Genomic DNA, 23,672 nt, shown 5'->3' with positions numbered 1-23,672 from the left:
CACACGGCCAGGGCCCAGGGGTGTCCGGCGGCCCAGGCCACGCCATGATCCGCCGGACACCCCCTAGCCGCGCCGGAGCAGGTACGTGTCCATGATCCAGCCCTTGCGGGCCCGGGCCTCGGTCCGCAGCTCCTCGATCCGCCCCGCGACCTCCGCCAGCTTCCCCGAGACCAGGATCTCGTCCGGGGTGCCCACGTAGGCCCCCCAGTAGATGAAGAGGTCCTGGTCCAGGTGGGCGGTGAAGGCGTGCCGCGCGTCCAGCATCACCACCACGTCGTCCACGTCCTGCGGCCACCCCTCGGCCAGCCGGCGCCCGGTGGTGATCTGGACCGGGCGCCCGACCCGGTTCAAGTTGGTCCGGTGCCGCGCCAGCAGCGCGGAGACGCTGCTGATGCCGGGCACGACCTCGTGCTCGAAGGCCACCCGGCCGCGCTCCAGCACCTCGTCGAGGATCGCGAGCGTGGAGTCGTACAGCGAGGGGTCGCCCCACACCAGGAACGCCCCGGTTTCGCCGTCCGCCAGGTCCTCCGCGATGAACCGCTCGAAGAGCGCGGCCCGCGCGCTGCGCCAGCCGTCCACCGTCGGGGTGTAGTCGGCGGGGGTCCGGTCCCGGTCCGGGTCGCGGCCCTCCACCAGCCGGTGTCCGGGGCGGGCGTGCGCGTCGAGCATCGCGCGCCGCAGCCCGGTCAGATCCGCCTTCTCCTCGCCCTTCTCCAGGATGAGGAATGCGTCCGCCGCGCCGATCGCCCTGACCGCCTGGAGGGTCAGATGGTCCGGGTCGCCCGCGCCTATGCCGATCACTGAGAACTTCTTCACCCGGCTATTCTGCCCGTCATGCGCGTCGCCCTGTTCGTCACCTGCGTCAATGACGCGCTCTACCCGCGGACCGGCATCGCCGTCGTACGTCTCCTGGAGCGGCTCGGCGTCGACGTGGACTTCCCGGCGGGCCAGAGCTGCTGCGGGCAGCCGCAGTACAACACCGGCTACCGGCACGAGACCGAACCGCTGATGCGGCGTACGGCCGAGGCCTTCGCCGGCTACGCGTACGTGGTCACTCCCTCCGGATCCTGCGCGGCGATGATCCGCGAGCACTACCCGCGCATCGGCCGGAAGGCGGCGCGGGAGGGGCGCGGCACCGAGCTGGCGCAGGCGGCGCGGTCCCTGGCGCCGCGCGTGTACGAGCTGACCGAGTTCCTGGTCGACGTGCTCGGCGTGACCGACGTGGGCGCGTACTTCCCGCACACCGTCACCTACCACCCCTCCTGTCACGGTCTGCGCGGCCTGGGGATCGGGGACCGGCCGCGGCGGCTGCTGGCCGCGGTCCGGGGCCTGGACCTGGTCGAGCTGCCGGGTGCGCAGGAGTGCTGCGGCTTCGGCGGCACCTTCGCCGTCAAGAACCCGGACGTCTCGGCCGCCATGGGCGCCGACAAGATCGCGTCCGCGGCCGCCACCGGCGCCGAGGTGCTCTGCGGCGCCGACAACTCCTGCCTCGCCCACCTCGACGGCCTCCTGCGCCGCGCCGACGCACCCCTGCGCGCCCTGCACCTCGCCGAGATCCTGGCCGCGACCGAGGAAGAGGAGCTCCTGCCGTGACGGGTACGTACCTCGGGATGCCCGCCTTCCCGGCCGCCGCGCGGGAGGCCGTACGGGACGACGTGCTGCGCGCCAACCTCCGGCACGCCACGCACACCATCCGCGACAAGCGGGCCCGGGCCGTCGCCGAACTGGAGGACTGGGACCGGCTCCGCGCGGCCGGCAAGGCCGTCAAGGACCACACACTCCGCCATCTCGACCATTACCTGCTGCGGTTGGAGTCGGCGGTGACGGCGGCCGGCGGCACCGTGCACTGGGCCGCGGACGCCGACGAGGCCAACCGCATCGTGACGGACCTGGTGCGCGCGACCGGGGAACGGGAGGTCGTCAAGGTCAAGTCCATGGCCACCCAGGAGATCGGCCTCAACGAGGCCCTGGAGGCCGCCGGGATCGCGGCGTACGAGACCGACCTCGCCGAACTCATCGTGCAGCTCGGCCACGACCGTCCCTCCCACATCCTGGTCCCGGCCATCCACCGCAACCGGGCCGAGATCCGTGACCTCTTCCGGGCCGAGATGGGGAATTGGGGCCGCCCGGCGCCCGACCCGCTCGGCGACGACCCGCGGGAACTCGCCGAGGCGGCGCGCCTGCACCTGCGCGAGAAGTTCCTGCGCGCCAAAGTCGCCGTCTCCGGCGCCAACTTCATGGTCGCCGAGACGGGCACGATGGTCGTCTTCGAGTCCGAGGGGAACGGCCGGATGTGCCTGACCCTGCCCGAGACCCTGATCTCGGTCGTGGGCATCGAAAAGGTCGTCCCGACCTTCCGCGACCTGGAGATCTTCCTCCAGACCCTGCCGCGCTCCTCGACGGCCGAGCGGATGAACCCGTACACGACGATGTGGACCGGCACGACGGACGGCGACGGGCCCCGCGCCTTCCACCTCGTCCTCCTCGACAACGGCCGCACCGACACCCTCGCCGACGAGGTGGGCCGCCAGGCCCTGCGCTGCATCCGCTGCTCCGCCTGCCTCAACGTCTGCCCGGTCTACGAGCGCGCCGGCGGCCACGCCTACGGCTCCGTCTACCCCGGCCCCATCGGCGCCATCCTCAGCCCCCAACTGCGCGGCACCGGCAGTGAGATCGACGCCTCACTGCCCTACGCCTCCACCCTGTGCGGGGCCTGCTACGAGGTCTGCCCGGTCGCCATCGACATCCCCGAGGTCCTCGTCCACCTGCGCGAACGGGTGGCCCAGGGCGGTCCGGTGACCCGGGACGGCATCCGCGTACGGATCCGCCCCGCGCACGGCCACACCGCCGAACGGGCCGCCATGCGCGCCGCCCGGCTGCTCCTCAACCACCGCGACTGGCCCGTGGCGCTGCGCGCGGGCGAGCGGCTGCTGGCCCGGGCCCGCCGGCTGGCGCCGCGCCGGCTGCCGGGGCCGGGGCGGGCCTGGAGCGACACCCGCGAACTGCCCTCCCTCCCGGCGGAGTCCTTCCGCGACTGGTGGGCACGAGAAAGGGGCACGACCCGGTGACCAGCAAGGACCGCATCCTGGCCCGCATCCGCCGGGCGGTGGCCGCGACGGGCGCGGACCCGTCGCCGGAGTCGTCGCGGGAGCCAGAAATTGCGCGGGACTACCTCCACGTCCACGGCGCCCGCACCCCGGCTCAGACCGCAGACCTCCTCGCGGCGAATCTCACCGAGTACCGGGCACGGGTCCACCGCACCGACGAGGACGGCCTCCGGGAGCTGTTGGAGCGCCTGCTGGCGAACGCCGGATCGGTGCTGCTCCCGCCGGAGCTCGGGTTCGCCGTGCCGTCGGACCCGTCGCGCACCGTCGTGTACGACCGCGAGGCCCAGTCGCCCCGGGAGCTGGACCGGATCGACACCGTGGTGACCGGCTGCGCCCTCGCGATCGCCGAGACCGGCACCATCGTCCTCGACGGCGGCCCGAGCCAGGGCCGCCGCCGCATCACCCTCGTTCCCGACCACCACATCTGCCTCGTCCGCGTCCCCGACCAGGTCGTGGACTCCGTCCCGCAGGCCCTGCCGCTCCTCGACCCGACCCGCCCGCTGACCTGGATCTCCGGCCCCTCGGCGACCAGCGACATCGAACTGGACCGGGTGGAAGGCGTCCACGGCCCCCGGAGGCTCGACGTGATCCTCGTCGCAGCGCCCCCGCCCCCCGGCCCCCGGCCACAATGAGGGCATGCCTTCGCACATCGCCCTCACCGCCCTCGTGGTCCACGACTACGACGAGGCCATCGACTTCTACACCCGCGCCCTCGGCTTCGACCTCGCCGAGGACACCGCGCGCCCGGACGGTTCCCGCTGGGTCGTGGTCCGCCCGCCCGGCGCCACCGAATCCGCCCTGCTACTGGCCCGCGCCAAGGACGACGCCCAACGCTCCCGGGTCGGCGACCAGACCGGCGGCCGCGTCGGCTTCTTCCTCTACACCGACGACTTCGCGCGCGACCACGCCCGGATGACCGCCGAGGGCGTCCGCTTCCTGGAGGAGCCGCGCCACGAGGCGTACGGCTCCGTCGCCGTCTTCGAGGACCTGTACGGCAACCGCTGGGACCTGCTCCAGCCGGCCGCCTAGGGGTTCTCCGGCGGACCATGGCGAGGCCCGGGCTGCCCGGCACCCCCCAGCCTCGGTGCCTCCCGCGCGGCATCGACGGCCGGGCCGCCGGCCTCCACCCGTCCGGCCAGCTCCCGCGCCCACCGGACCAGGCCCGGCACGTCGATCCCGTACGGCAACTCGCCCAGCCCCTCGATCCCGTACGGCGCCTCGCCCAGCCCCTCGATCCCGGCGGCCCCGCGCCGCAGCAGCCGCGCCCCGCCGACCGCGTTGCCGCGCGCGGCGTGCGTCAGCCCGACCGCGAGCTGCGCGAGCCCCCGCCAGAGCGGGGCCGCCACCTCGGGCCCCGACTTCCAGGCATCCTCGAACACCTCGTGCGCGTGGAACGGCATCCCGGCGTCCAGCAGCCGCTGCGCCTCCCGCACCGTCTCCCCGGGCGTGCGCACCACGCCCTCGGGCTGCCGCTCCACCCCGGGCGCCCCATAGGGCAGCGGCCGCCCCAGCCCATCCCTGGGCCGCGCGCTCCGCGCCCGCCCCTCAACGTCCCGATCCCGTGCGTTCACCACCCCATCCTCCCCCTCGCCGATCACCCGTGCATGCACACCCCTCAGCGTGGGGTAATGTTCTGCATGTGCCGCCGAGCACGGGGAAACCCGCAGGTCGAAGGCACAACGGGACGTGGCGCAGCTTGGTAGCGCACTTGACTGGGGGTCAAGGGGTCGCAGGTTCAAATCCTGTCGTCCCGACTCGAAAGAGTCGCAGATCAGGGGCCGTTTTGGAGCAATCCAAAACGGCCCCTTGATCGTTTTTGGGGACCAGTTGGGGACCAGGACGTTCAATGCGGGTCAGATTGCGGTGACGGCCGTGACTAGCAGCGAACGAGGTGCGCGGAGCACGATGAGGTGCGCAGACAGCGCGGCACCAGCTGCGGTGATCCGGCCGGCGTCGGGGTGCAGGTAGCGCTGATTGGTGGTCAGCGAGCCGTGCCCGGCGATCTTGCGCAGGACGTGGAGCGGCACGCCGGCGTCGGCGAACCAGGTCAGTCCGGTGTGGCGCAGGTCGTGCCGTCGAAGGTGTTCGAAGCCGAGTTCCGTGACGCCCGCCTTGGGCGGGGGTGGTCTGCCGTCGTACGGTCCAGATCCAGTTGCCGGTGTCGATGTCCTTGACGCGGACTCCGGAGACTTCGCCGATGCGGGCTGCTGTGGATGCGGCGAAGGTGACGACGTCGCCCCAGCCCTGGTACTGGCCGTATGGGCGAGCGACCACGGCCTTGGCGTAGGTGCCCGAGGGAGGGGCACTACGCGCAGGCGCCAACCGTCCATCATGCCCGGCTTATTCGGCAGCGCACGGCTCTCGTCGACGGGAGTCGACGGCGAGCCTGCCGCCGAGACCCGTATGCCGCCGAGTTGCGGGGCCGCATCCCGCCGTTGTGGTCACAGCGAGGCCTGGGCCGACATGCTCCACCCGGCGTAACCGGCTGGGCGCACGCCTCAGTGGCGTGCGGTGATGGCAGGACGGTGCGTAAGCGCACCGTCTCGCCATGCTTGGAGGAAGGAGCCCGGACATGTTCGGGGAGAACCAGTTCATCACTGCCGCCAGGGCGGCGGAGGGGACCTATCGAGACGCCGGGCTCGGCCGCACCTGGCGGGACGAAGACGCCTTCTCCCGCGAGCACATCGCCCTGGCCTGGAGGGTCTACCGCGGTGGACTCGAAGCCTTCCAGCAGCTCGGCGAGAAGTTCGAGGGGTTGCTGATCGGCGGTCTGCGCAGCGACGACGATCTCGTGAGCCAGGGGGCGGGGATCACCAAGGCGCTGAAAGACGCCTTCCTGGTGATGAACGAGACCACACGGCGGTTCGGCGGCGCGATCCTGAACACCGACCACTGGTCGTTCCTGGTGAACGACTCATGGCTGCTCGCCGGTGTGCACCAGCAGCGAGCGTTCTTCCTGGCCTCGGACCGGCGCATGGCCAACCTGTGGGACGACCGGAACAACCGGATCCGGGTGTTCGCCCGCGAGTTGATCGGCCTCGACGCGTTCGGCTACCGGTTCGTCAGGCACAGCCATCCCGAGCTGGGCGAGGTCATGACCTGCCGTCGGGCAGGAGTCACCAACGTCGACTTCCTCGATTACCAGGGTGAGGTCGCGCAGTCCGGGCGGACCCGCGATTGGGAGCGCCTGGTGAGGGAGCCGGCGTCGGTGTGACCTGTTCACCCGCGACGGCCGCCGTCACTCCGGCGGCTGGTCCTCGGGGCACAGCGGGACCACGGAGTGCACCCATCCCAGGACCTGCAAGCCCTTCTGCGTGAGGGTGGAGTTCTGGAACTGGGACCTGCTCCACTTCTTCGTGGTGCCCGCCTCACCGGAACCGCCCCCGATGCGGATCGGGCCGAAACCGAACGACCCGCCGCCGCTGACCTGGGTCTGCAGGTAGGAACTGTCCTCCTGCGACCAGTCGGCGGTGATGCTGACGTTCCTGACGCAGACGAACTCCGTCGACAGCAGCGGCATCTGCGTGTCCTCCTGTTGCCGCTTCCCGGTCGAGACCGTGATGCCGCGCTCGGAGAAGTGCCAGCCGGGCATTCCCAGCAGCAGGGTGTTCATCCAAGTCCGGTCGATCTCGCACCGGCAGACCTCGAAGGAGATCTTCACCTTGGTGGTCGACTCGTGCATCTCGCGGTGGTCGTAGCTGCCGCTCGCGTTGGCGTGCCAGAAGAGCCCTCCGAAATCCGCAGCGAACTTGGCGGACTCCTCGCTCTGCTCCGACTCCTTCATCCCCTGCTCGATGGTCAGCGTCGTCCACTCGTCGGCTGCGGTGCCGTCGTACCAGTTCTCCGGGCTGATGCTGCTGACCAGGAACTCCTCGCCGGCGCCCCGCTTCGGCCGGTACGTGCAGCTGTCGTGCCTCTGCTGCGCCTCGGTGAACGAGAGGGCCACGACATTGCGTCCGACGGCCTCCAGCTGGGCTTGGACGCTCTCGAAGTGCGACCCGCCGGCGTCGTCCATGTCCTCCTTGGCGTCGTCCACGTCGTACTCGAGGTCCTGGATCTTGTCGCCCGGCGCGTTGGCGTCCACCGCGTTCCGGTACTTCGTCAGGGCTCTTCTGTACCTGCGCCGGGCTTCCCTGTAGAGATCGAACGCCTTGGTCGGTCCGATCATGTTGCCCTGGTCGTCGAACGCGTAGAGCTCCCGCTGCAGGTCCAGCTGTCTCTTCTTCTCCTCCTCATTCTCCTTGTCGGACTCCCCGGTGACGTTCGCCCTGAGAATCTCCTCGTAGACATCGCTGACCTTGTGGCTGTTCAGTCGCGTGGTCGGATCGGTCTCATGACAGGGGTCGACGAGATCAGAGGCCGCCTTCGCCGCCTTGGGGTCGCCGTCCCGGGTCACCAGCGACCACGGATTCGCGTACTCCGCGGAGTCGAGTGCCCTGCCGTAATTCTCCAGCGTGATGTAGGCAGCGCTGTCCTGGTTCTTGTCCGATGCCACCAGGGCGCTGTAGAGGGTGCTGTAGATCGTGGAAGCGAGCTTGTTGTTCGGATCGTCGGACACGGTGTTTCCGTTCGTGAGGGTTCCCCCGCCTCGGGTGCCCAGGGGAGCACAGGGATCGGGGCACGGGCTGGTGCGTAGCCGTCCCGCTGCTCGTGCCACCCGAACGCGTGAGGGATCGTTGCGTCGGACGGCCGTGCGACGTCCCCTCCGCCAGGGCCTGGTCACGAGGCCGCCGAACGGATGCCCGTCGTCGTGTCGGGCGCCGTGGGGCAGCGAGTGTGCTCTTGGATGGTCTTATGGAGAGCACCCAGGCTTCAGAGGCATCCCGTACCCCCCGCATCGGTTCCGTCCGGCTCGTCAACGAGTGGGGCATCGAACTGTCCTCGGTCACCGTGCGGCACCGTCGTCGCAACGATCCCGATCTGCAGGAGGAGAAGACCTGGGACAGCGTGGCCGCCGGCAGCGAGACCGACGGCCCGCTGGCCATTTCCTACGAGCCGAGCTGGCGCCACCACGACTACTGGTGGGTCAAGCTTGTGGGGCACGACGGCGAGGTCTACGCCTGCGCGGACGACTTCTGGTGCTCCCTCACCGCGGAGGACGACGGCACCGTCATCCTGACCGTCGACGGCGCGAGCAAGAAGCTGCACGTGGAGTTCTCCCACTCCCGCGGTTGTTCCAAGCGCATGCACGAAGCGCCCCGCTGACCCACCGGGTTTCGACCGACAGGGCTTGCGCGGCCAGGAAACCGCCCATGCCGGCCCCGCCGAAGAGGCCGCCGCCGACGCCGAACCGCTTGCAGAGCTGTTCATGTGTAGCTGCACGATGGCGGCCACCCGCCTTGCGGGGGCGGCGCCGCGCCGCTCAGCTGCCTGGTTGGGTCCCGGTGGCGTCCTGGATGGGGGCGTCGGCGTTGCGTTTGCCCGAATCGATTCCGTTCAGGCAGGCTCGGTGGCTCTCGTAGCGCTCGCTGGTGGCGATGACCTGTCCGTTCGTCGCGATCAGAACGAAGTGATGGCCCTTGCCGCCCTGGTGCCGGACCTCGAAGCGAGCCGCCATGGCCTGACCTCCCTTGGATACGTGCACGCTGCTGTCGGTGGCGCGCCTACCCGCTAACCGGCCGGGCACCCCGCGCCGACGGCCGGCGCTTCACCTGAAGTGGCGCAGCAGCAGGCGGGGCGCGACCCGCACCACAGCGGCCGCCGCCAGCCCGATGGCGGCTCCTGCCGCAACGTCGGAGGGGTAGTGCGCGCCGCTGTGGACCCGCTCGATCGCCACCAAAACCGTGGGCACGGCGCACGCGGCGCCCGCCGACGGCCAGGTCGGAGCGACGGCGGCGGTGAACGCGACGGCCGCTGCGGTGTGCCCGGAGGGGAAGGAAGAGCTATCCGGCCGGTCCTCGACGTCCTCGTGCGGGAACCATTCCTTCGGGGGCCGGCGCCGCTCGACGAGCTGCTTCGCGATCCCGTTGGACAGGAGTTCGGCCACCGCCATGCCCGCAACGCCCGCCACCGCGGCCCTGCGGCCCCTCCATCCGCCCCCGGCCGCCATGACGGCGGCGGCGGCCCACCACAGCCTCGTGTGCTCGGCCGCATCCTCCACCGGCGGCAGCAGGCTACGCGCCCAGACCGAATCCCAGGACGCCGTGCGCTTGGTCAGCCGGTTCTCGCCCGCGCGCAGGGACGCCAGAAGCCTCATGGTCAGCGGCTACCCCCACCGGGACCGTTCAGACCGTGATCACTCCATCCGGCGGCGGTCTTCATCACTCCACTTCCGCATGTCGCGCGGCGGGACGTAGGGCTCCTCGTCCTCGGGGTGTCCGCCGGCGATCGCGCGCTGCCGGGCCATCTCCGCGTCGAACTCCAGCCCCAGAAGGATGGCGATATTGGTGATCCACAACCACACCAGGAAGATGATCACCCCGGCGAGGGTGCCGTACGTCTTGTTGTAAGAGGCGAAATTCGCGACGTAGAACGCGAAGCCGGCCGAGGCGATCATCCAGATCAGCAGCGCCAGGAAACTGCCCGGGGTCACCCACTTGAACCCGCGGCCCTTGGCGTTCGGAGCAGCCCAGTACAGCAGCGCGATCATGATCGTGACGAGGAGGACCAGGACCGGCCACTTGGCAATCGACCACACCGTCAGCGCAGTGTCACCGATTCCCAGGGCGGTGCCCACCTGCCGGGCCAGCCCCCCGGTGAAGATCACGATCAGCGCGCTGACGACGGCGAGGATCATGAGCACGATGGTCAGGCCCAGGCGCAGCGGCAGGACCTTCCAGACGGGGCGGCCCTCGGGCATGTCGTAGACGGCGTTGGAGGTACGGATGAAGGCGGCCACGTACCCGGAGGCGGACCACACCGCGACAGCCAGGCCCACGATCGCCAGGATCGAGCCGATACCGGCATTGCCCTGCAGCTGCTGCACCGCACTGCTGATCACATCACGCGCCTGGCCAGGGGTGAGCCGCTGGAGGTTGTCCAGGACCTGCTTGGTCGCGGACTCCCCGGCGATACCCAGCAGGGAGACGAGGACCAGCAGGGCGGGGAAGAGGGCCAGCACGCCGTAGTAGGTCAGCGCCGCGGCCCGGTCGGCCAGCTCGTCATCCTTGAACTCCTTGAAGGTGCCGCGCAGCACCGCCCCCCAGGAACGTTTAGGTAGCTCGGTGAGCTTGTCCGGTGCGCGCTCCTCCGCCCGCTCATCCGGGCCGGCATGGTTGTCCCGGTCCCCGTCAAAGCGGTCGTGGTCGTCTCTGCGACCTGGCTTCGGTGAGATGGGTGCCATACCTGGCGGCTTTCCACACCAGCGCAGCCCATGCCTCCATTCCCACCTCAATGCCGAGGACACGTTTGCCCTGCTGGCGAGAGGTCACCGTGCGGCGGGCTCGCTCCACGGACTTCAACGAACTCCCACCACGGCAGGTGGTGGTCGCCGGACAGGCGCGGGTGATGCTGCTCTCTCGCCCGGCGGGGTGACGCGCGAGGACCTCGAAGCGGTGCTGGGTTACCCGCTTGCGGTCCCTACGGCGAGCCGGGTCCGGGTGCCGGGCCAGCATCCGTCGCACTACGCGCCGCGGGCGCGGGTCGTCCTCGTCGAGCCCGAGAAGGTCGTCGCCGAAGCGGAGCTCGCGCAGGAGCTGGGGCACGAGGTCGGCGTCTTTCTCCCTGCCTCCTTCGACGGCGCTCCGGTGAAGGCGCACGCCGTGGTGGCGGTCCCCGGTTCGATGGCCGCCTACGCCCGGGGGCTGTACGGGTTCCTGCGCAAACTCGACCAGCAAGGGTGCGACCTCATCGTCGCGTCCCTGCCGGTGGAGGAGGGGCTGGGACTCGCGATCGCCAACCGGCTCCGCCGCGCCGCCGAACCCCGGCCCCCGCCACTGATCACGATTCCCCACCCATGGCACCCCTCGCAGTCCGCGGCTGGGGCAAGGCCGACACGAGGTACGGGGTAGGCAGCATGACCGGCTCGGTGGTGGGCCATGCGCGGCCTGACGCGGCTGTGCAAGGGCTGGCCGGTCTCCGGTCACGCCGCGGAGCCGGCGGTGACGTCGAGGCCGCGGGTGGTGACCAGGTGGGCGCTGCCGTCGGCCAGCCGGTAGGACAGGCCCACCACGGCGGTCTGTCCGGCCTTCACCTGGTCGGCGAGCACCCGGGAGCGGTCCAGCAGCAGGTCGACGCTGTGCCGTACGTGCTCGGCGATGATGTCGCTGTCCTGGGTGAGGCCGGCGGCGCGGGCAGCCAGCACGCTCGGCGTGACCCGCTCGATGACGTCCCGAACGTACCCGGGCGCTGCCACTCCGTCCTCCACCGCCGCACGGGTGGCCGCGACCGCGCCGCATGAGTCGTGGCCGAGCACCACCACCAGGGGGCAGTTCAGCACGCTTGCCCCGTACTCGATACTGCCCAGTACCTCCGGCCCGGTCACGTGGCCCGCGGTGCGGACCACGAACAGATCACCGAGCCCCCGGTCGAAGATGATCTCTGCGGCCAGGCGGGAGTCGGAGCAGCCGAACAGCACCGCGAAGGGGTTCTGGGCCGGTGCGATCTCGGAGCGGCGTGCGGCGTCCTGGTTGGGGTGCTCCGGTATTCCCGAGACGAACCGCTGGTTGCCGGCCAGCAGCATCTCGAAGGCTTGCGCGGGAGTCGGCGTCGAGGTGTCAGTCATAGCCGCAGACTACGACCAGGCCCAGGTCACCGCGCCACGAGGGGTGAGCCCCGCCGCTGCCCGTCGGCAGTCCCAGACGCCGGGCGAGGGCGGCCTCGGCCCGGACTCTCAAAGAGGAGCGGCGGCGGCCCCGCGCGGAGCCCTCCACATGGACAGGACCCGTCGCACCTTCAGGCGGTCGAGCGCCTTCCAGTGGTCGGTGATCTTGCGCGGGTATCCGGGATCGGCGCGGTCGGCGGGGATGTCGTAGCGCAGGTATTGCGGACCCTTGAAGAAGTACGCCTTCTGGTCGGTCGAGCGCACGGCGGCGTCGATGCCGCTGTCGAAGCCGGCCTCCTTCATACCTCCCCAGTACCTGGGGATGGACTTGGGGAAGCCCTCGTCGACCTTGTCCGCCCTGAGGTTGTAGCGCGCGTACTGCCCGCCCTTGAAGAAGTACGCGAGCTCCTCGCTCCAACACAGTCCGGCGTCGACGGCATCGGCGTACCCGGCTTCCTTCGTGCCCGGCCAGTACGCGCTGATCGTCTTCGGGAAGCCAGCGTCGACGGTCCTGGTAGACAGCGTGATGCGCACGTACTCCGCGTGGTGCATCAGGTACAGCTTGCCGGTGTTGTGCAGGTACAGCGACGGGACCGGGCGCCCGGAGGTCTCGGCCTCTGCCAGCCACTTGAGGGCGTCCGGGGCCCCGTCGAACGCCTTCCGGAGCGGCCGGGTGAAGGCCTCGTCGAGCTCGTCGCCGCTCTCGGAGAAGCGGATGAGGAGGCGTTTGCCGTCCCCGTCCTCCACGTACGCCCATCCGTACATCGCCTGCGTCTCGTCGTCCTGACTCACTTGCCCTCCAAACCGTCGTGCCGTAGCCCTTGCTCCTCCAGAGGTAGTGATCTCTTTGCGGCGTCGGGAAGCACCTCGCGGCCGGGTCACCCGGGCTCCCCCGTTCACGCTCCGCCAAACGGCCCAGGCCGTAACCGCTTTGGCTTCCTCCCGGGCCCGGTAGTGGTCGACCGCGGCCCATGGCGCCCTCTCCTGGCATGACACGCCCCCGGGCGCGGGAATCCGCCGGTACGGGGAGGGACTCGGCCTAGCCTCGCGGCATGGGTACCGAGAGGGTGGCGGCGGCCGACAAGATCTTCGACCGGCTGGACACAAATGGTGACGGAGTGCTCACCGAGGACGACTACCGGGCGAGCGCGGACAAGATGCTCCAGTCGTACGGCATGGGGCCGAGCTCGCCCAAGGGACGCGCCCTCATCGAGGCGAATCTCGCGGTGTGGCAGAAGCAGGCCGAGCTTGTGGATCGCGATCACGATGGGAAGATCACGCGTGAGGAGTACCGGGCGTGGGTCGGCTCCCTTCCCTCTTCGGATTCCGGCAAGCCCTCGGGGTCGCCGGAGGTGATGGCGGCACTGCACGCGCAGTTCAACGTGGCCGACCGGGACGGAGACGGGATGATGGACCGCCGCGAGTTCGTGGCGTGGCGCGAGCTCGAAGACGTGCCGGTTCAGGCGGCGGACGCCGCGTTCGAGCTGATCGACTCGGACGGGGACGGTGTGATCAGCTGGAACGACTTCAACGGTGCGGGGCACCGGCACGGCCTGGCGGCGCTGCTGTACGGGCCGAGTTGGCGGTCCCTTTCGGATCCTGCCTGACCCGCACTCAGCCGCGACGACGATGAGCGAATGCGACGAGCAGGACCGCGCCGGCGCAGGACTCACCGTACGGGCTCTGCCGACGCTGAAGAGGGCGGCTCGCGCGGGCGAATAGCCGCCCCGGGGACGCGACGACGCGGGGCGGTGGCCTTCGACGGGCCGGGGAGCGGATGGCCATGTTGGGTGCGTGCGACGAGTGGAGCCCGTTGCGCGAGGTGGTGGTCGGCACCGCGTACGGGTCGATGTTCCCCGCCGAGGACCGGGGCATGATCGAGGCGACCATGCCCCGAGAGCACTGGGACGCGTTCCGCCCGGACTACCCCTTCCCGCCGTGGATCGTCGAGGCCGCGGAGCAGGAGTTGCAGGCTCTGGCCGAGCTGCTGGAGGGCATGGGGTGTGTGGTGCACCGGCCGCGCCGTGTGCCGTGGTCCGGGCTGGGCGGCTACTGCGCAGCCATGCCCCGCGATGGCCTGTTCGTCATGGGGGACAGGCTGGTCGAGGCGCCAATGGCCTGGCGCAGCCGCTGTCACGAACTGCTCGCCTACTGGCCGCTGCTTCAGCAGCTGCGCCGTTCGGGGGCACGCTGGCTGCCGTCGGAGGTGGACCTGGGCGTCGACCCCCTCATCGGCGGGCCATCCGGATCGGGGCGGTGGGCCATCGGGATCGGGGCGGTGGGCCATCGGGGAGGGCCGGCCGACCTGGGACGCCGCCGACTTCCTGCGCCTTGGCCCGCACACGGTGATGGGCCAGCTCAGCCACGTCACCAATCGCTCCGGCGTCGCCCACCTGCGCGCCCGGTTGAGCCCTGACGTATCGGTGCACTTGCTGCCGGTGGACGATCCGCGCGCCATGCGCATCGACACAACGCTGTGCCCGCTGCGCGACGGCCTGGCCCTGTACAACCCGGAGCGGATCGTTCCCGCCCTCCTGGCAGAGGGCCCGCTGGACGGCTGGGGGCTGGTCCCCGCCCCTGACCCCGTGCCACGCGACGATCCGCCGCTGTACATGACCAGCCCCTGGGTGAACATGAACCTGCTGGTGGTCGACCATCAGCACGTCTTGGTCGAGACCCGCGACGAAAAGCTCCAGGCGTTGCTCGACTCGTACGGCATGTCTCCGCTTCCCCTGCCCTTCCGCAACGTCCAGGCCCTGGCGGCTCGTTCCACTGTGCCACCCTCGACCTCCGCAGGGAGCGCGGTCAGGCACCGCTCGGGTGAGGAAGACACGGCGTGCCCGGAGGAGGGTCCCGCAGGCCCCGTACCCGTTGCGCAAGTAGTGGCATGCGAGATCGGGGCGTGGTCGCCGCGGCTGGAGCTCCCGGCCGCCGCGGGCAGACCCGAGGACCGTCCGAGTGGTGGCTCAGCCAGCACTCCGACGACGCACGTCAGCATGGATATCTAACGGACCTACTGGCGGGGGAGCCGGGCCTTGATCAAGTACTCGGCTTCCTCGGACAGTCGCGCACGCCGGCCTTCTTCGTCGGCGATCTCGATCTCTCCCCGCAAGGCCAACTCCGTGCGCAGTACGGTCGCTCCCGGGACGGGTACCCGCTGACCTGGCTTCTCCGTGAACGGCTGCAGCTCTGCTGCCAGGGCCTTCGCATCGTCCGATGCGCTCCGGCGCAGCGATAGGAAGACCCGGGCCAGCCAGTCGGCAGGGATCTGCACCATGAAGTCGGTCATGTTGGTGTAACGACCAGCCCACGTGGTCCGTGTCGCTTAACCGCCCGGGCGGCCCAAGGGTGCCGAGGCTGTCGGGGCTGCTCGGCCGGTGGTCCTCACACCGTCTCCCGCCCCCCGGGCGACGTGACTGAGGCTTCGAGGGGCGAGGAGTCGGCGGGCGCCCGCCGTTCCGGGAGGGCCGCGGTGCCCTGGCGGGCACCTCCATCTGACACCACTCGGGCCATCACACCGCTCACGATGTGCTCTGAGTGTTGCATTTACACCTGATCGGACGATCTGGGCCAGGGCAGGGCAGGGCAGGGCCTGGGTCAGCCATGGTTCTGGCGGCCGCTTCCTTCGCCAGGCTCCGGGCGGTGACGACTCGGGCACTGATCAGCCGCGTCGCGGACCTGCAGGCCGTAGCCGTAGCCGTAAGAGATCCATTCGAGCGGCACGTCCTCAACGTCTCCACCAGCCAGGAGACGGATACCTGCTGCGCAGCGACGCCACTGCCCACCGCGTCACCCCGCTCAGCCGACCCGGCCAGCGCCGAACGGGGTGAGCTTCGCCTATACAACTCCTGACCGGCAGCAGGCCATATCAGCGTCAGCAGTCCTGTTGTACTGACGCGAGGGCGCCACCAGCAGGTGATGAACCACCACCTCACGGGCGAAGCCGCCATCTCCTGGCGTGACTCGACAGCGCCCGGGCTGTTCCTGCGCGATGTCGAGAGGGCTTGATCATGACCTCTTTGACGGGGTCCAGTCGTTGTGATCGGGCAACGCCACCACGACGTCATCAATGGAAGGGCTGGAACGGCAGATACTGGCGACCAAGCGGCGGTTCTTCGCCGGCACTGGTGAGGGGTAGCTCTGGAGAATCACCTTGTGGTCGAGGCCTGGGGTATCCGGGGCCTGGAAGATCGTCAGAACGCGGTTCGCGGGGACCTCCGCGATCGCCTTCCAGGAGATGGTGGTCTTCCTGGGAGCCTGGTCGACCTTGTCGGTGGGGATGTGGAAGCGAATGTACTGGTCACCCTTGAAGGCGTAGGCCCACTCCGTGTCCCAGCGGATGATCGCGTCGATGCCGCTGCCGAAGCCCGCCTCTTTGAAGCCGTTCCAGTAGGAGCCGATGGTCTTGGGGTAGCCCTCGTCGACCTTGTCGGTTTCGAGGTTGTAGCGCACGTACCGATCGCCCTTGAAGAAATAGACCGTCTTCTCGTCCCACCACAGGGCCGCGTCGATCCCGCTGTCGAAGCCGACGGACTTCAGCCCCGGCCAGTACGAGCCGATCGACTTCGGGAAGCCTTCATCGACCGTGTGCGTGGCAAGCGTGCAGCGCAGGTAGGTATCCCCGTGCAGGAAGTAGATCTTGCCCGTCTTCGGAAGGTAGAGCGACGGAATGCTCCGGCCCGAGGATGCCGCTGCGCGGAGCCAGCTCTGCTGGTCCGGGGTCCCTTCCCAGGATCCCGCGAAGACCTGGGTGAACTCCTCGTCGAGCTTGTCCGCCGCAGGCTCCCACTTCAGGTAGACCGCCGTCTTCTTGCCGGTGCCGTCCTGTGGCCACCGGCCCCCTTCGCCTGAGATAAAGCTGTCTCCCATGGTGACGGCGTATACATGGTTCGCCACAGTGGACCTCCTGCTGCTGCTGCGCTCGATGATCGCGGGGGTCGCATTCTCCGACCATCCCGCCGCGCAAGGCACGCGTCACGGGGCCATCCTCACCCCCAATCCCACACAGTTCGCCCAAATAGTGGCAGGCCCGAAGGAGAAGGAGGCAGGCACCAGCACTGCGTTCACCCGAGATGGCCAGCATTTAGAGAGGTGCCCCGCGCCGATCCATCAGTGGCGGCCAAGACCGGCAGGAGGCGATGCAGCTTGGGCACCACGGGGGTAGGGGTCGTGCGCGGCGGTGGTGGCGTTGGTGAAGCCGGTTGCCAGGCTGGTGCCCCGCTCCCGCGTCCTGGCGCAGGCGGTCGAAGCCGGGCAGGCCGCCGTGGTGGGGCTGTCGTATCGGCTGGCCGACGGAACGGCCCGCCTGGTCGCCGCCCGCGGCCTTGAGGTGCCCGCAGACGCGGTTTCGTGATGCCGGTGTTCAGCGTTCCTGAAGGCCTGGCACGACCTTGCGGAGCTCCTCGGCGCTGATCGCCGACGGCCACAACTCAACGACCAGTGTCGGTTACTCATAGTGACTTTGTTTGCAGGTGGGCTGCAGCCCTTACATACGGACGAAGAGCCCATAAGGCCTGACTCACGCTGCCGAACTCACCCCTCGCGCCAACCCGGCCCCGGCCCTGGGCTGCGATGTATGCCGCAGGTGGGGAACCGTGATCACAGACGAGGGACGAGGGGCGTGACGAACTGTGCCCGGCCTGCCAGGCCGGTGAGCGTCAGCCGCATCCGCCACGAATCCGCCTGGCAGCCGCGTCCGGGAGCAGTGAGGGGTGGGCACGACCTTGGTCACTCGGAGGGTCGGGGCCCCGCGGCGCGGCGGAGCCGGTTGGCGATCGCCAGTCCCAGCCCCTCCTCCACCGGCAGGGACGCGACGATGAGGTCGCACCCTTGCTGGTCGAGTTCGCGCAGGAACCCGTACAGCCCGCGCGCGTAGGCGGCCATCGATGCGGGGAGCGCCACCACGGCGTGCGCCTTCACCTGAGCGCCATCGAAGGAGGCAGGGAGGAAGACGCCGACCTGGTGCCCCAGCTCCTGCGCGAGCTCCGCTTCGGCGACGACCTTCTCGGGCTCGACGAGGACGACCCGCGCACGCGGCGCGTAGTGGGACGGATGCTGGCCCGGCACCCGGACGCGGCTGGTCGAGGGGACCGCGAGGGGGTACCCCAGCACCGCTTCGAGGTCCTCGCGCGTCACCCCGCCGGGCCGAAGGACGCTCGGGATCTCGCCTGTGACGTCGACGATGGTCGACTCGACGCCGACCTCGCAGGGGCCGCCGTCCAGGACGAAGTCGACGGCATCACCAAGCTCCGCACGGACGTGGTCCGCCGTTGTGGGGCTGACCGAACCGAAGCGGTTTGCGGACGGGGCCGTGACACCGCCGCCGAAGGCCGACAGGAGCGCGAGTGCGACGGGGTGGTCGGGCACGCGCACCGCCACCGTCTCCAGGCCACCCGTCGCTTCGAGAGGCACCCGGCGACCGCGCCGCAGGACCAGCGTGAGTGGCCCCGGCCAGAAGCGTTCGGCCAGCAGGCGCGCGGTCGCGGGCACGTCCTCGACCCAGTCACCCAGCTGCTCCGCGCCGCCGATGTGGACGATCAGCGGGTGCGAGGGCGGGCGCCCCTTGGCCTGGAAGGTACGCGCGACCGCGGCGGGATCCTCTGCGTTGGCGCCCAGACCGTAGACAGTCTCGGTCGGGAAGGCCACCAAGCCTCCGGCGCGCAGCACACCGGCCGCCTTCTCTATGTCACTGGTTCTTGCCGTCACCCTCGCATCCTCTCACTGCTCTGCTCCCCGCGTTCCGCGGTCCCATCGGCGCATAACGACGAACCTAGGCCGACGGTAATCGTGAGCCCCGGACGCATGAAAGCCGTCACGGCGGGCGCGGGGGAGGCCCCCGCAGTGGCCGCGCGGGCGAATTCCAGGGGTCCACTGCAGGGTGTGGCGCAGTGTCACGCCAATGAGTACACGACGTGGCCGCCGGGTCGGGCTGTCCCCTCTCCTGAGGAGGCCGCTTCGGGTCTCCGGGACGGTGATGAGGATGGAGGAGGTTCGGTTGTTGATCAGCCCGTCGAAAAGTACCGGCACGGCCATGCCATCGGGGTTTCGATGATCTCGTCGCCGACGACGAGCACGCTGTCGCGCGGACAGGCGGTGCAGAACGCGTTCCGGCCCGGGCACCCGTTTCCGCCTGAGGTCGTGGCCGGGGCCGAGGAAGAACTCCAGGGCCTGGCCGATCTCCTGGAGGGCCTGGGCTGCCGGGTGGACCGGCTTCGCCGGCTTCCCTTGGCGGCGCTGGGCGGGTACTGCGCGGCCATGCCCCGGGACGCTCTACTCGTCATGGGAGACCGGCTGGTCGAGGCGCCCATGGCGTGGCGGAGCCGTCGCCACGAGCTGCTGGCGTACTGGCCGCTGATCACGGCTGGCGCCGGGCGGGCGCCCGGTGGCTGCCCGCCGAGGTGGACCTCGACATCGATCCGGTCGCCCCGTTCGCCTCCGGTCCGTCGCGGCCGGATCCCTGGGTGGTGGGGGAGGCGCGTCCCGCCTGGGACGACGCCGACTTCCTGCGGCTCGGGCCGGGTACGGTCGTCGGCCAGCTCAGCCATGTCACCAACCGCTCCGGGGTCGAGCACCTGCGGGCCCGGCTCGGGCCGGACGTACAGGTTCACCTCCTGAGCCCCGTCGACCCGCACGCCATGCAACCCCGAGCGGCTGCACCCGGCCGCCCTGGCCCGGTACGCCGCTGGACGGATGGGAACTCGTACCCGCCCCGTGGCCCGGCCCCACCCCAGGACCTCCGCTCTGCATGACCAGCCCCTGGCTGAAGATGAACCTCCTCGTCGTCGACGAACACCATGTCGTGGTCGAGGCCGGGGACGAGAAGCTCCAGGCGCTCCTGACCTCGCTGGGCCTGACGCCTCTGCCCTGCCGCTTCCGTCATGTCCAGTCCAGGCACTCGGCGGATCGTTCCACTGCGCCATGCTCGACCTCCGCAGGGACCAGCACCGTCCGCCCGGGACGGGCGAGGCATGACAGGGTCGGCAGCCGGACAGGCCGACCGCCGAGGGCTACGGGCCGGAGCCGAGTCGGGGATGGCACGTCGGCTGGGAACTGAGTCCGTGAGCGAGGGCGGGGCCGGGACCGGCCTCGGGGGCGGAGGCGTCAAGGCCGGTACAGGCTCCTCGCCCCTCCGCCTGATCACCGCCACGCAGCCGGAGGTGCGTCGCGTCGGATCGCTCGACCGACCGACCGACCGTTCGCCGGCGAGCTGAGCGTGAGCCCCGCCCCGTACCGAGAGGGAGCGCTGGCCCGGTAGTCCCCGACGTCCGCGCAGCCATGCAGCGTCCCAGTGTGGCTCTCACCGCCGGCCGTCCGCGGAACCACATGGCTGAGGGCCACTCGGGTCGACGCATCGGCTCAGGCGCTCGGGACACTGAGGCGATGAACCGCACGCTCCATACACGGTTGGCATCCGTCGCTCAGGAGACGGTCCGCGTCAACGAACCGATGATTTTCGGGCAAATTTCAACTCGTAACGTTCGGTTAACTCTGCAAACAACTTTGCCGAGTTATCGTCGTACTTGACGGGTCGTTGACCTATCCTTGGTGTTCCCTAGACGTTGCGAACCGCCTGGAGGGAGGCACGTGAACCGAGGTCCGGCGACTCTGCCCGCGTTCTCGATCCTCGCCACCTTCCTGATGGCCCTTCAGCTCCTTGCCCCTGCCGCCTCCTTCGCGTCTGCGCACACGGCACGTCACGCCGTGGCCAAGGCCCAATCCGGAACGAAGCCCTCCGGGGCGGCTTCGCGCGACCAGGTCATCACCTGTCACGACACCGGGCTGTCGGGTGACCCGACCGGTCCCCTGCGCACCCGCGACCGGCAACGCACCGCCGACAACCCAGGGGTGCCTGAACACCCGTTGCCGGCGCACCGCGCCTCGACGACGCTCCGACCGGCCACGCCCGGTTCCGCGGACTCCCATACGGCGAGATCGTCGAGACCGCACTCCATCACTGCACTCCAGGTGTTCCGCTGCTGATCAGCAGAGCAGCCCCCCACCACCACACACCTGCCCTGCACACCCGACGCGTCCACACGACGCGCCAGGAGGAGTCACCACGCCATGCAACCCCTCATCGACAACGCCCGTACGTTCGGACAGCGCCCTGAGGAGTTCGCCCGACTGGCCGAAGGCCAGTCCCCCGAGGTCCTGTTCATCACCTGCGCCGACTCCCGGGTCGTACCCGCCCTGATCACCGGCGCCCGGCCCGGCCAACTGTTCGAGCTGCGTACGGCGGGCAATATCGTCCCGCCCTACGGCTCCGGCACCCCCACCGGCGAAGCGGCCACCATCGAGTACGCCGTGGAGGTCCTCGGCGTCCAGCACATCGTGGTCTGCGGCCACTCGCACTGCGGCGCCGTGGGCGCGGTGGTGCGCGGCGACGACCTGGACACCGTCCCCGCCGTACGTGACTGGCTCGCGCACGCCGCGGAGGAGCCCACGTGCGCGGACCCGGCCGACCCGACGGTCGCCGAGGCCGTACAGCACCACGTCCTGACGCAGCTGCTGCGACTGCGCTCCTACCCCTGCGTCGACAAGCGGCTGACGTCAGGTCAACTCCGGCTGCGCGGCTGGTACTACGAAGTTCATACCGGAGCCGTGCGCGAACACCGCCCGGACACCGACACGTTCGAAGCCCTGTGAGGGAGGCGGCATGACCAAGTTCCCTTACCTGCGGCAGGACTTCGCCGCCTCGCTCGTCGTGTTCCTCGTCGCCCTCCCCCTGTGCGTGGGCGTCGCCGTCGCCTCCGGGGTCCCGGCCGAGCTCGGACTCGTCACCGGCATCGTGGGAGGCATCGTCACCGGACTCATGCGAGGCAGCAGCCTCCAGGTGTCCGGGCCCGCCGCCGGCCTGACCGTGCTCGTGTTCGAGGCCGTCAGCGAGTTCGGGCTTCCCGTGCTCGGCGTGATCGTGCTGGCCGCCGGGCTGCTCCAGCTCGTCATGGGCGCCCTGAAGCTGGGGCGCTGGTTCCGGGCGATCTCCGTCTCGGTCGTCGAGGGCATGCTGGCCGGTATCGGTCTGGTGATCATCGCCGGTCAGCTCTACGCGGCGGCCGGCCTGAAGGCCCCCTCCTCCGGCATCGACAAGATCCTGGGGCTACCCGGGGCCGCCGCCACCGCGCTCGGCAGCACCGGGGCGCTGGCCTCACTCGCGGTCGGCGCGGGCACCGTCGCCGTGATGGTGGGGTGGAAGAAGCTGCCGAAGAAGGCTCAGACCGTGCCGGGCGCGCTCGCCGCGGTGATCCTGGCGACAGCGGCCACCCTGGCGTTCAGCCTGCCGGTGGCCACCGTCGAGGTGAACGGCCTGATCGACTCCATCCAGCTGCCCGGGGCCGACGCCTTCGGAGAGCTCGCCAGTCTGGCCGTCATCGGCACGATCCTCGCCTTCACCCTGATCGCCTCCGCCGAGAGCCTGTTCAGCGCGGCCGCGGTAGACCGGCTGCACGACGGACCGCGCACCCAGTACGACAAGGAGCTCATGGCGCAGGGCGCGGGCAACGCGATCTGCGGTGTGCTCGGCGCCCTGCCGATGACCGCGGTCATCGTGCGCAGCTCCGCCAACGTGGCGGCGGGCGCCAAGACCAAGGCGTCCCGGGTCCTGCACGGCGTGTGGCTGCTGCTGTTCGCGGCGCTGCTGCCCTGGGCTCTGGCGCTGATCCCGCTGCCCGCACTTGCCGGCATCCTGGTCCACGCGGGCTGGAAGCTGATCCCCTTCCGCGGGGTCGTATCGCTGTGGCGGGCGCACCGAGGCGAGGCAGTGATCCTCATGGCCACGGCCGTCGCGATCGTCACGGTGAACATGTTCGAAGGCGTGCTGATCGGACTGGCCCTGTCCGTGATCAAGACCGCCTGGGAGACGTCCCACATCAAGCTGGAGGTCATAGACAAGGGTGCGGGCCCGATTCAGGCGTACCTGTCGGGCAACGCGACTTTCCTGCGGCTTCCGAAGATGCTCGACAGTCTGGAGGCGCTGCCCCAGAACCGACCGGTCGAGCTGGACCTGTCCGGCATGCACCACCTCGACCACGCCTGCCGCGCGGCCCTGGAGACCTGGGCCGAACGGCACAGCACCGCCGGCACGGAACCCGTGAAGGTCACCGAGCCGGTGAAGGCCACGTCCACCGAGCGCGCCTGAATACCACGAGGCCAAAACCCTCCGGCCTCGTCGGCATCGCCGCCGAGGCCGGTGTGAACGTCTGACCTGAGAAACCACCGGACGGGCGGGCCGCCACCGTGGCCGGACCGCCCGTCCACCTTCACCAGCACATTGAACGGGGGATCATCTTGAACGAGCCCCCGCGCCTCGAAGTCGTCGGCAGGGCCGACTTCTCGCGCGCACTGTGCGAGGCGCTCGACGCCCCCGACATCCGCGCCGCCCCGCAGCGTCCCGGCACGGCTCTGACCGCCGCCCCGCCTGAGGGCGAAGGCGCGCGATTCTGCCGACGCGATCACGACAGCCGCCTCGGAGGAGTACCGCACCCTTCTGTACCTTCGGGCCTTGGCGCAGACCAGCGGTCGCTCGCCGACGGTCTCATCGACGCCGACTGGACAAGCGCCATGGTGGCGGATACGGCCTTCGCCCCGGTCGCCCCGCAGTAGCGGACCCAGGCGGTCGTGATCGTGTACGAGCCGGCCTGACGGTCCCGGGCTTTATCGGCTGACTGGCTTGCGCTGTCCCTTCGCGATGCTGCCGACGGCGGTGGTCTGCGTCAGCTTCTCCATCACCTGCGAGGAGCGCGACTGGCTGTAACCGCAACTCTGCGCGCATCCGAGTGAAACAAAGCCATTCACGACACTCCGTAGTTGTATCGTTCCCATTGGTAACGGAACGCGGTGAGGCTTCGGAGTCCCGCCGCAAAAAG

Annotated in this window: 24 protein-coding genes, 1 tRNA gene and 3 pseudogenes; 16 read left to right on the top strand and 12 right to left on the bottom strand. The window is 70.0% G+C overall.

The window, feature by feature from the left end; genetic code table 11:
- Positions 1 to 63: 63 nt before the first annotated feature.
- On the bottom strand, positions 64 to 816 hold the full coding sequence (cobF, locus tag ACZ4TV_RS03220) for a precorrin-6A synthase (deacetylating) (RefSeq protein ID WP_468130121.1): 753 nt from the start codon (positions 814 to 816) through the stop codon (positions 64 to 66).
- An 18-nt stretch (positions 817 to 834) separates the two neighbouring features.
- Between cobF and ACZ4TV_RS03215 the strand changes: the two genes are divergently transcribed.
- From ACZ4TV_RS03215 to ACZ4TV_RS03200, 4 genes are read left to right on the top strand one after another with little or no spacing between them, the layout of a single operon-like run.
- Positions 835 to 1,593 carry a (Fe-S)-binding protein gene (locus ACZ4TV_RS03215; RefSeq protein WP_468130119.1) on the top strand — a complete coding sequence of 253 codons (759 nt, stop codon included), beginning with the start codon at positions 835 to 837 and terminating at the stop codon, positions 1,591 to 1,593.
- Positions 1,590 to 3,068, top strand: a complete 1,479-nt coding sequence (locus ACZ4TV_RS03210; protein WP_468130117.1) for a lactate utilization protein B — start codon at positions 1,590 to 1,592, stop codon at positions 3,066 to 3,068. Before ACZ4TV_RS03215 ends, ACZ4TV_RS03210 begins: the two co-directional genes overlap by 4 nt.
- A complete protein-coding gene (locus ACZ4TV_RS03205; RefSeq protein ID WP_468130115.1) occupies positions 3,065 to 3,739 on the top strand; it encodes a LutC/YkgG family protein in 675 nt (224 codons plus the stop codon). The genes ACZ4TV_RS03210 and ACZ4TV_RS03205 overlap by 4 nt, the downstream gene beginning before the upstream one ends.
- Before the next feature lie 4 nt (positions 3,740 to 3,743).
- The gene (locus tag ACZ4TV_RS03200; RefSeq protein ID WP_468130113.1) at positions 3,744 to 4,136 is read left to right on the top strand and encodes a VOC family protein; all 393 of its coding nucleotides are present in this window, start codon (positions 3,744 to 3,746) and stop codon (positions 4,134 to 4,136) included.
- On the opposite strand, the gene ACZ4TV_RS03195 is transcribed toward ACZ4TV_RS03200, so the two are convergent.
- Positions 4,133 to 4,585 (bottom strand): DUF309 domain-containing protein, encoded by a 453-nt coding sequence (locus ACZ4TV_RS03195; RefSeq protein WP_468130111.1) that lies wholly within the window; start codon positions 4,583 to 4,585, stop codon positions 4,133 to 4,135. The two genes, ACZ4TV_RS03200 and ACZ4TV_RS03195, sit on opposite strands and share 4 nt — an antisense overlap.
- 202 nt (positions 4,586 to 4,787) lie before the next feature.
- On the opposite strand from ACZ4TV_RS03195, the gene ACZ4TV_RS03190 reads away from it, so the two are divergent.
- Positions 4,788 to 4,861 (top strand) — tRNA-Pro (locus ACZ4TV_RS03190).
- Positions 4,862 to 4,960: 99 nt separating this feature from the next.
- Here ACZ4TV_RS03190 and ACZ4TV_RS03185 read toward each other — a convergent pair.
- Positions 4,961 to 5,390: pseudogene (locus ACZ4TV_RS03185) on the bottom strand (tyrosine-type recombinase/integrase); the annotation flags it as partial.
- Positions 5,391 to 5,679: 289 nt separating this feature from the next.
- Here ACZ4TV_RS03185 and ACZ4TV_RS03180 point away from each other — a divergent pair.
- Entirely contained in the window at positions 5,680 to 6,321 is a 642-nt protein-coding gene (locus tag ACZ4TV_RS03180) for a hypothetical protein (protein ID WP_468130109.1), read from the top strand.
- A 24-nt stretch (positions 6,322 to 6,345) separates the two neighbouring features.
- Here the strand turns inward: ACZ4TV_RS03180 and ACZ4TV_RS03175 are convergent, their stop codons facing one another.
- Positions 6,346 to 7,665, bottom strand: a complete 1,320-nt coding sequence (locus tag ACZ4TV_RS03175; RefSeq protein ID WP_468130107.1) for a hypothetical protein — start codon at positions 7,663 to 7,665, stop codon at positions 6,346 to 6,348.
- 236 nt (positions 7,666 to 7,901) lie between these two features.
- On the opposite strand from ACZ4TV_RS03175, the gene ACZ4TV_RS03170 reads away from it, so the two are divergent.
- Positions 7,902 to 8,312: a hypothetical protein gene (locus ACZ4TV_RS03170; RefSeq protein WP_468130105.1), complete on the top strand. Its 411-nt coding sequence runs from the start codon at positions 7,902 to 7,904 to the stop codon at positions 8,310 to 8,312.
- A 157-nt stretch (positions 8,313 to 8,469) separates the two neighbouring features.
- On the opposite strand, the gene ACZ4TV_RS03165 is transcribed toward ACZ4TV_RS03170, so the two are convergent.
- The 3 genes from ACZ4TV_RS03165 to ACZ4TV_RS03155 all read right to left on the bottom strand — a co-directional run bounded on the left by ACZ4TV_RS03165 (position 8,470) and on the right by ACZ4TV_RS03155 (position 10,389).
- Entirely contained in the window at positions 8,470 to 8,664 is a 195-nt protein-coding gene (locus tag ACZ4TV_RS03165) for a YegP family protein (protein WP_468130103.1), read from the bottom strand.
- Between the two features lie 90 nt (positions 8,665 to 8,754).
- Complete coding sequence (locus tag ACZ4TV_RS03160; RefSeq protein WP_468130101.1) at positions 8,755 to 9,303, bottom strand: phosphatase PAP2 family protein; 549 nt, start codon at positions 9,301 to 9,303, stop codon at positions 8,755 to 8,757.
- Between the two features lie 39 nt (positions 9,304 to 9,342).
- Positions 9,343 to 10,389 carry a YihY/virulence factor BrkB family protein gene (locus tag ACZ4TV_RS03155; protein ID WP_468130099.1) on the bottom strand — a complete coding sequence of 349 codons (1,047 nt, stop codon included), beginning with the start codon at positions 10,387 to 10,389 and terminating at the stop codon, positions 9,343 to 9,345.
- A 172-nt stretch (positions 10,390 to 10,561) separates the two neighbouring features.
- Here ACZ4TV_RS03155 and ACZ4TV_RS03150 point away from each other — a divergent pair.
- A pseudogene (locus tag ACZ4TV_RS03150) lies at positions 10,562 to 11,056 on the top strand (Sua5 family C-terminal domain-containing protein); the annotation flags it as partial.
- A gap of 71 nt (positions 11,057 to 11,127) precedes the next feature.
- Here ACZ4TV_RS03150 and ACZ4TV_RS03145 read toward each other — a convergent pair.
- Positions 11,128 to 11,769, bottom strand: a complete 642-nt coding sequence (locus tag ACZ4TV_RS03145; RefSeq protein ID WP_468130097.1) for a carbonic anhydrase — start codon at positions 11,767 to 11,769, stop codon at positions 11,128 to 11,130.
- Positions 11,770 to 11,877: 108 nt separating this feature from the next.
- The gene (locus tag ACZ4TV_RS03140; RefSeq protein WP_468130095.1) at positions 11,878 to 12,600 is read right to left on the bottom strand and encodes a hemopexin repeat-containing protein; all 723 of its coding nucleotides are present in this window, start codon (positions 12,598 to 12,600) and stop codon (positions 11,878 to 11,880) included.
- Between the two features lie 260 nt (positions 12,601 to 12,860).
- Between ACZ4TV_RS03140 and ACZ4TV_RS03135 the strand changes: the two genes are divergently transcribed.
- The 3 genes from ACZ4TV_RS03135 (at position 12,861) to ACZ4TV_RS03125 (ending at position 14,816) form a co-directional block, all read left to right on the top strand.
- Positions 12,861 to 13,415 carry an EF-hand domain-containing protein gene (locus ACZ4TV_RS03135; protein WP_468130093.1) on the top strand — a complete coding sequence of 185 codons (555 nt, stop codon included), beginning with the start codon at positions 12,861 to 12,863 and terminating at the stop codon, positions 13,413 to 13,415.
- A 170-nt stretch (positions 13,416 to 13,585) separates the two neighbouring features.
- A complete protein-coding gene (locus ACZ4TV_RS03130; protein ID WP_468130091.1) occupies positions 13,586 to 14,224 on the top strand; it encodes a hypothetical protein in 639 nt (212 codons plus the stop codon).
- Entirely contained in the window at positions 14,157 to 14,816 is a 660-nt protein-coding gene (locus ACZ4TV_RS03125; protein ID WP_468130089.1) for a hypothetical protein, read from the top strand. The genes ACZ4TV_RS03130 and ACZ4TV_RS03125 overlap by 68 nt, the downstream gene beginning before the upstream one ends.
- Positions 14,817 to 14,821: 5 nt before the next feature.
- Here ACZ4TV_RS03125 and ACZ4TV_RS03120 read toward each other — a convergent pair whose 3' ends face one another.
- Both ACZ4TV_RS03120 and ACZ4TV_RS03115 read right to left on the bottom strand, forming a co-directional pair.
- A complete protein-coding gene (locus tag ACZ4TV_RS03120) occupies positions 14,822 to 15,085 on the bottom strand; it encodes a hypothetical protein (protein ID WP_468130087.1) in 264 nt (87 codons plus the stop codon).
- 731 nt (positions 15,086 to 15,816) lie between these two features.
- Complete coding sequence (locus ACZ4TV_RS03115) at positions 15,817 to 16,677, bottom strand: hemopexin repeat-containing protein (protein ID WP_468130085.1); 861 nt, start codon at positions 16,675 to 16,677, stop codon at positions 15,817 to 15,819.
- Positions 16,678 to 17,017: 340 nt separating this feature from the next.
- On the opposite strand from ACZ4TV_RS03115, the pseudogene ACZ4TV_RS03110 reads away from it, so the two are divergent.
- A pseudogene (locus ACZ4TV_RS03110) lies at positions 17,018 to 17,161 on the top strand (carbonic anhydrase); the annotation flags it as partial.
- A gap of 374 nt (positions 17,162 to 17,535) precedes the next feature.
- On the opposite strand, the gene ACZ4TV_RS03105 reads toward ACZ4TV_RS03110, so the two are convergent.
- Positions 17,536 to 18,513, bottom strand: coding sequence for an L-threonylcarbamoyladenylate synthase (locus ACZ4TV_RS03105; protein ID WP_468130083.1), 978 nt, complete (start codon positions 18,511 to 18,513; stop codon positions 17,536 to 17,538).
- 605 nt (positions 18,514 to 19,118) lie between these two features.
- Between ACZ4TV_RS03105 and ACZ4TV_RS03100 the strand changes: the two genes are divergently transcribed.
- From ACZ4TV_RS03100 to ACZ4TV_RS03085, 4 genes are all read left to right on the top strand, one after another.
- Positions 19,119 to 19,556 carry a hypothetical protein gene (locus ACZ4TV_RS03100; protein ID WP_468130082.1) on the top strand — a complete coding sequence of 146 codons (438 nt, stop codon included), beginning with the start codon at positions 19,119 to 19,121 and terminating at the stop codon, positions 19,554 to 19,556.
- Positions 19,557 to 20,871: 1,315 nt separating this feature from the next.
- Positions 20,872 to 21,453: a carbonic anhydrase gene (locus ACZ4TV_RS03095; protein ID WP_468130081.1), complete on the top strand. Its 582-nt coding sequence runs from the start codon at positions 20,872 to 20,874 to the stop codon at positions 21,451 to 21,453.
- Positions 21,454 to 21,463: 10 nt separating this feature from the next.
- On the top strand, positions 21,464 to 22,945 hold the full coding sequence (locus ACZ4TV_RS03090) for a SulP family inorganic anion transporter (RefSeq protein WP_468130079.1): 1,482 nt from the start codon (positions 21,464 to 21,466) through the stop codon (positions 22,943 to 22,945).
- 149 nt (positions 22,946 to 23,094) lie between these two features.
- Positions 23,095 to 23,409 carry a hypothetical protein gene (locus tag ACZ4TV_RS03085; RefSeq protein WP_468130077.1) on the top strand — a complete coding sequence of 105 codons (315 nt, stop codon included), beginning with the start codon at positions 23,095 to 23,097 and terminating at the stop codon, positions 23,407 to 23,409.
- Positions 23,410 to 23,672: the final 263 nt, after the last annotated feature.

The organism is Streptomyces sp. NPDC028910, from assembly GCF_055564955.1.
The sequence above is the reverse complement of the archived record's forward strand: the minus strand, read 5'-3'. Positions and strand labels throughout refer to the sequence as shown.

Excerpts from the sequence above, each read along its gene's own strand:
- ACZ4TV_RS03120 (WP_468130087.1), bottom strand. The coding sequence starts at position 15,085 with ATGGTGCAGATCCCTGCCGACTGGCTGGCCCGGGTCTTCCTATCGCTG.
- ACZ4TV_RS03095 (WP_468130081.1), top strand. The coding sequence starts at position 20,872 with ATGCAACCCCTCATCGACAACGCCCGTACGTTCGGACAGCGCCCTGAG.
- ACZ4TV_RS03130 (WP_468130091.1), top strand. The coding sequence starts at position 13,586 with ATGGCCATGTTGGGTGCGTGCGACGAGTGGAGCCCGTTGCGCGAGGTG.
- ACZ4TV_RS03170 (WP_468130105.1), top strand. The coding sequence starts at position 7,902 with ATGGAGAGCACCCAGGCTTCAGAGGCATCCCGTACCCCCCGCATCGGT.
- ACZ4TV_RS03090 (WP_468130079.1), top strand. The coding sequence starts at position 21,464 with ATGACCAAGTTCCCTTACCTGCGGCAGGACTTCGCCGCCTCGCTCGTC.
- ACZ4TV_RS03135 (WP_468130093.1), top strand. The coding sequence starts at position 12,861 with ATGGGTACCGAGAGGGTGGCGGCGGCCGACAAGATCTTCGACCGGCTG.
- ACZ4TV_RS03200 (WP_468130113.1), top strand. The coding sequence starts at position 3,744 with ATGCCTTCGCACATCGCCCTCACCGCCCTCGTGGTCCACGACTACGAC.
- ACZ4TV_RS03160 (WP_468130101.1), bottom strand. The coding sequence starts at position 9,303 with ATGAGGCTTCTGGCGTCCCTGCGCGCGGGCGAGAACCGGCTGACCAAG.
- ACZ4TV_RS03215 (WP_468130119.1), top strand. The coding sequence starts at position 835 with ATGCGCGTCGCCCTGTTCGTCACCTGCGTCAATGACGCGCTCTACCCG.
- ACZ4TV_RS03165 (WP_468130103.1), bottom strand. The coding sequence starts at position 8,664 with ATGGCGGCTCGCTTCGAGGTCCGGCACCAGGGCGGCAAGGGCCATCAC.
- ACZ4TV_RS03180 (WP_468130109.1), top strand. The coding sequence starts at position 5,680 with ATGTTCGGGGAGAACCAGTTCATCACTGCCGCCAGGGCGGCGGAGGGG.
- ACZ4TV_RS03145 (WP_468130097.1), bottom strand. The coding sequence starts at position 11,769 with ATGACTGACACCTCGACGCCGACTCCCGCGCAAGCCTTCGAGATGCTG.
- ACZ4TV_RS03125 (WP_468130089.1), top strand. The coding sequence starts at position 14,157 with ATGGGCCAGCTCAGCCACGTCACCAATCGCTCCGGCGTCGCCCACCTG.
- ACZ4TV_RS03155 (WP_468130099.1), bottom strand. The coding sequence starts at position 10,389 with ATGGCACCCATCTCACCGAAGCCAGGTCGCAGAGACGACCACGACCGC.
- ACZ4TV_RS03115 (WP_468130085.1), bottom strand. The coding sequence starts at position 16,677 with ATGGGAGACAGCTTTATCTCAGGCGAAGGGGGCCGGTGGCCACAGGAC.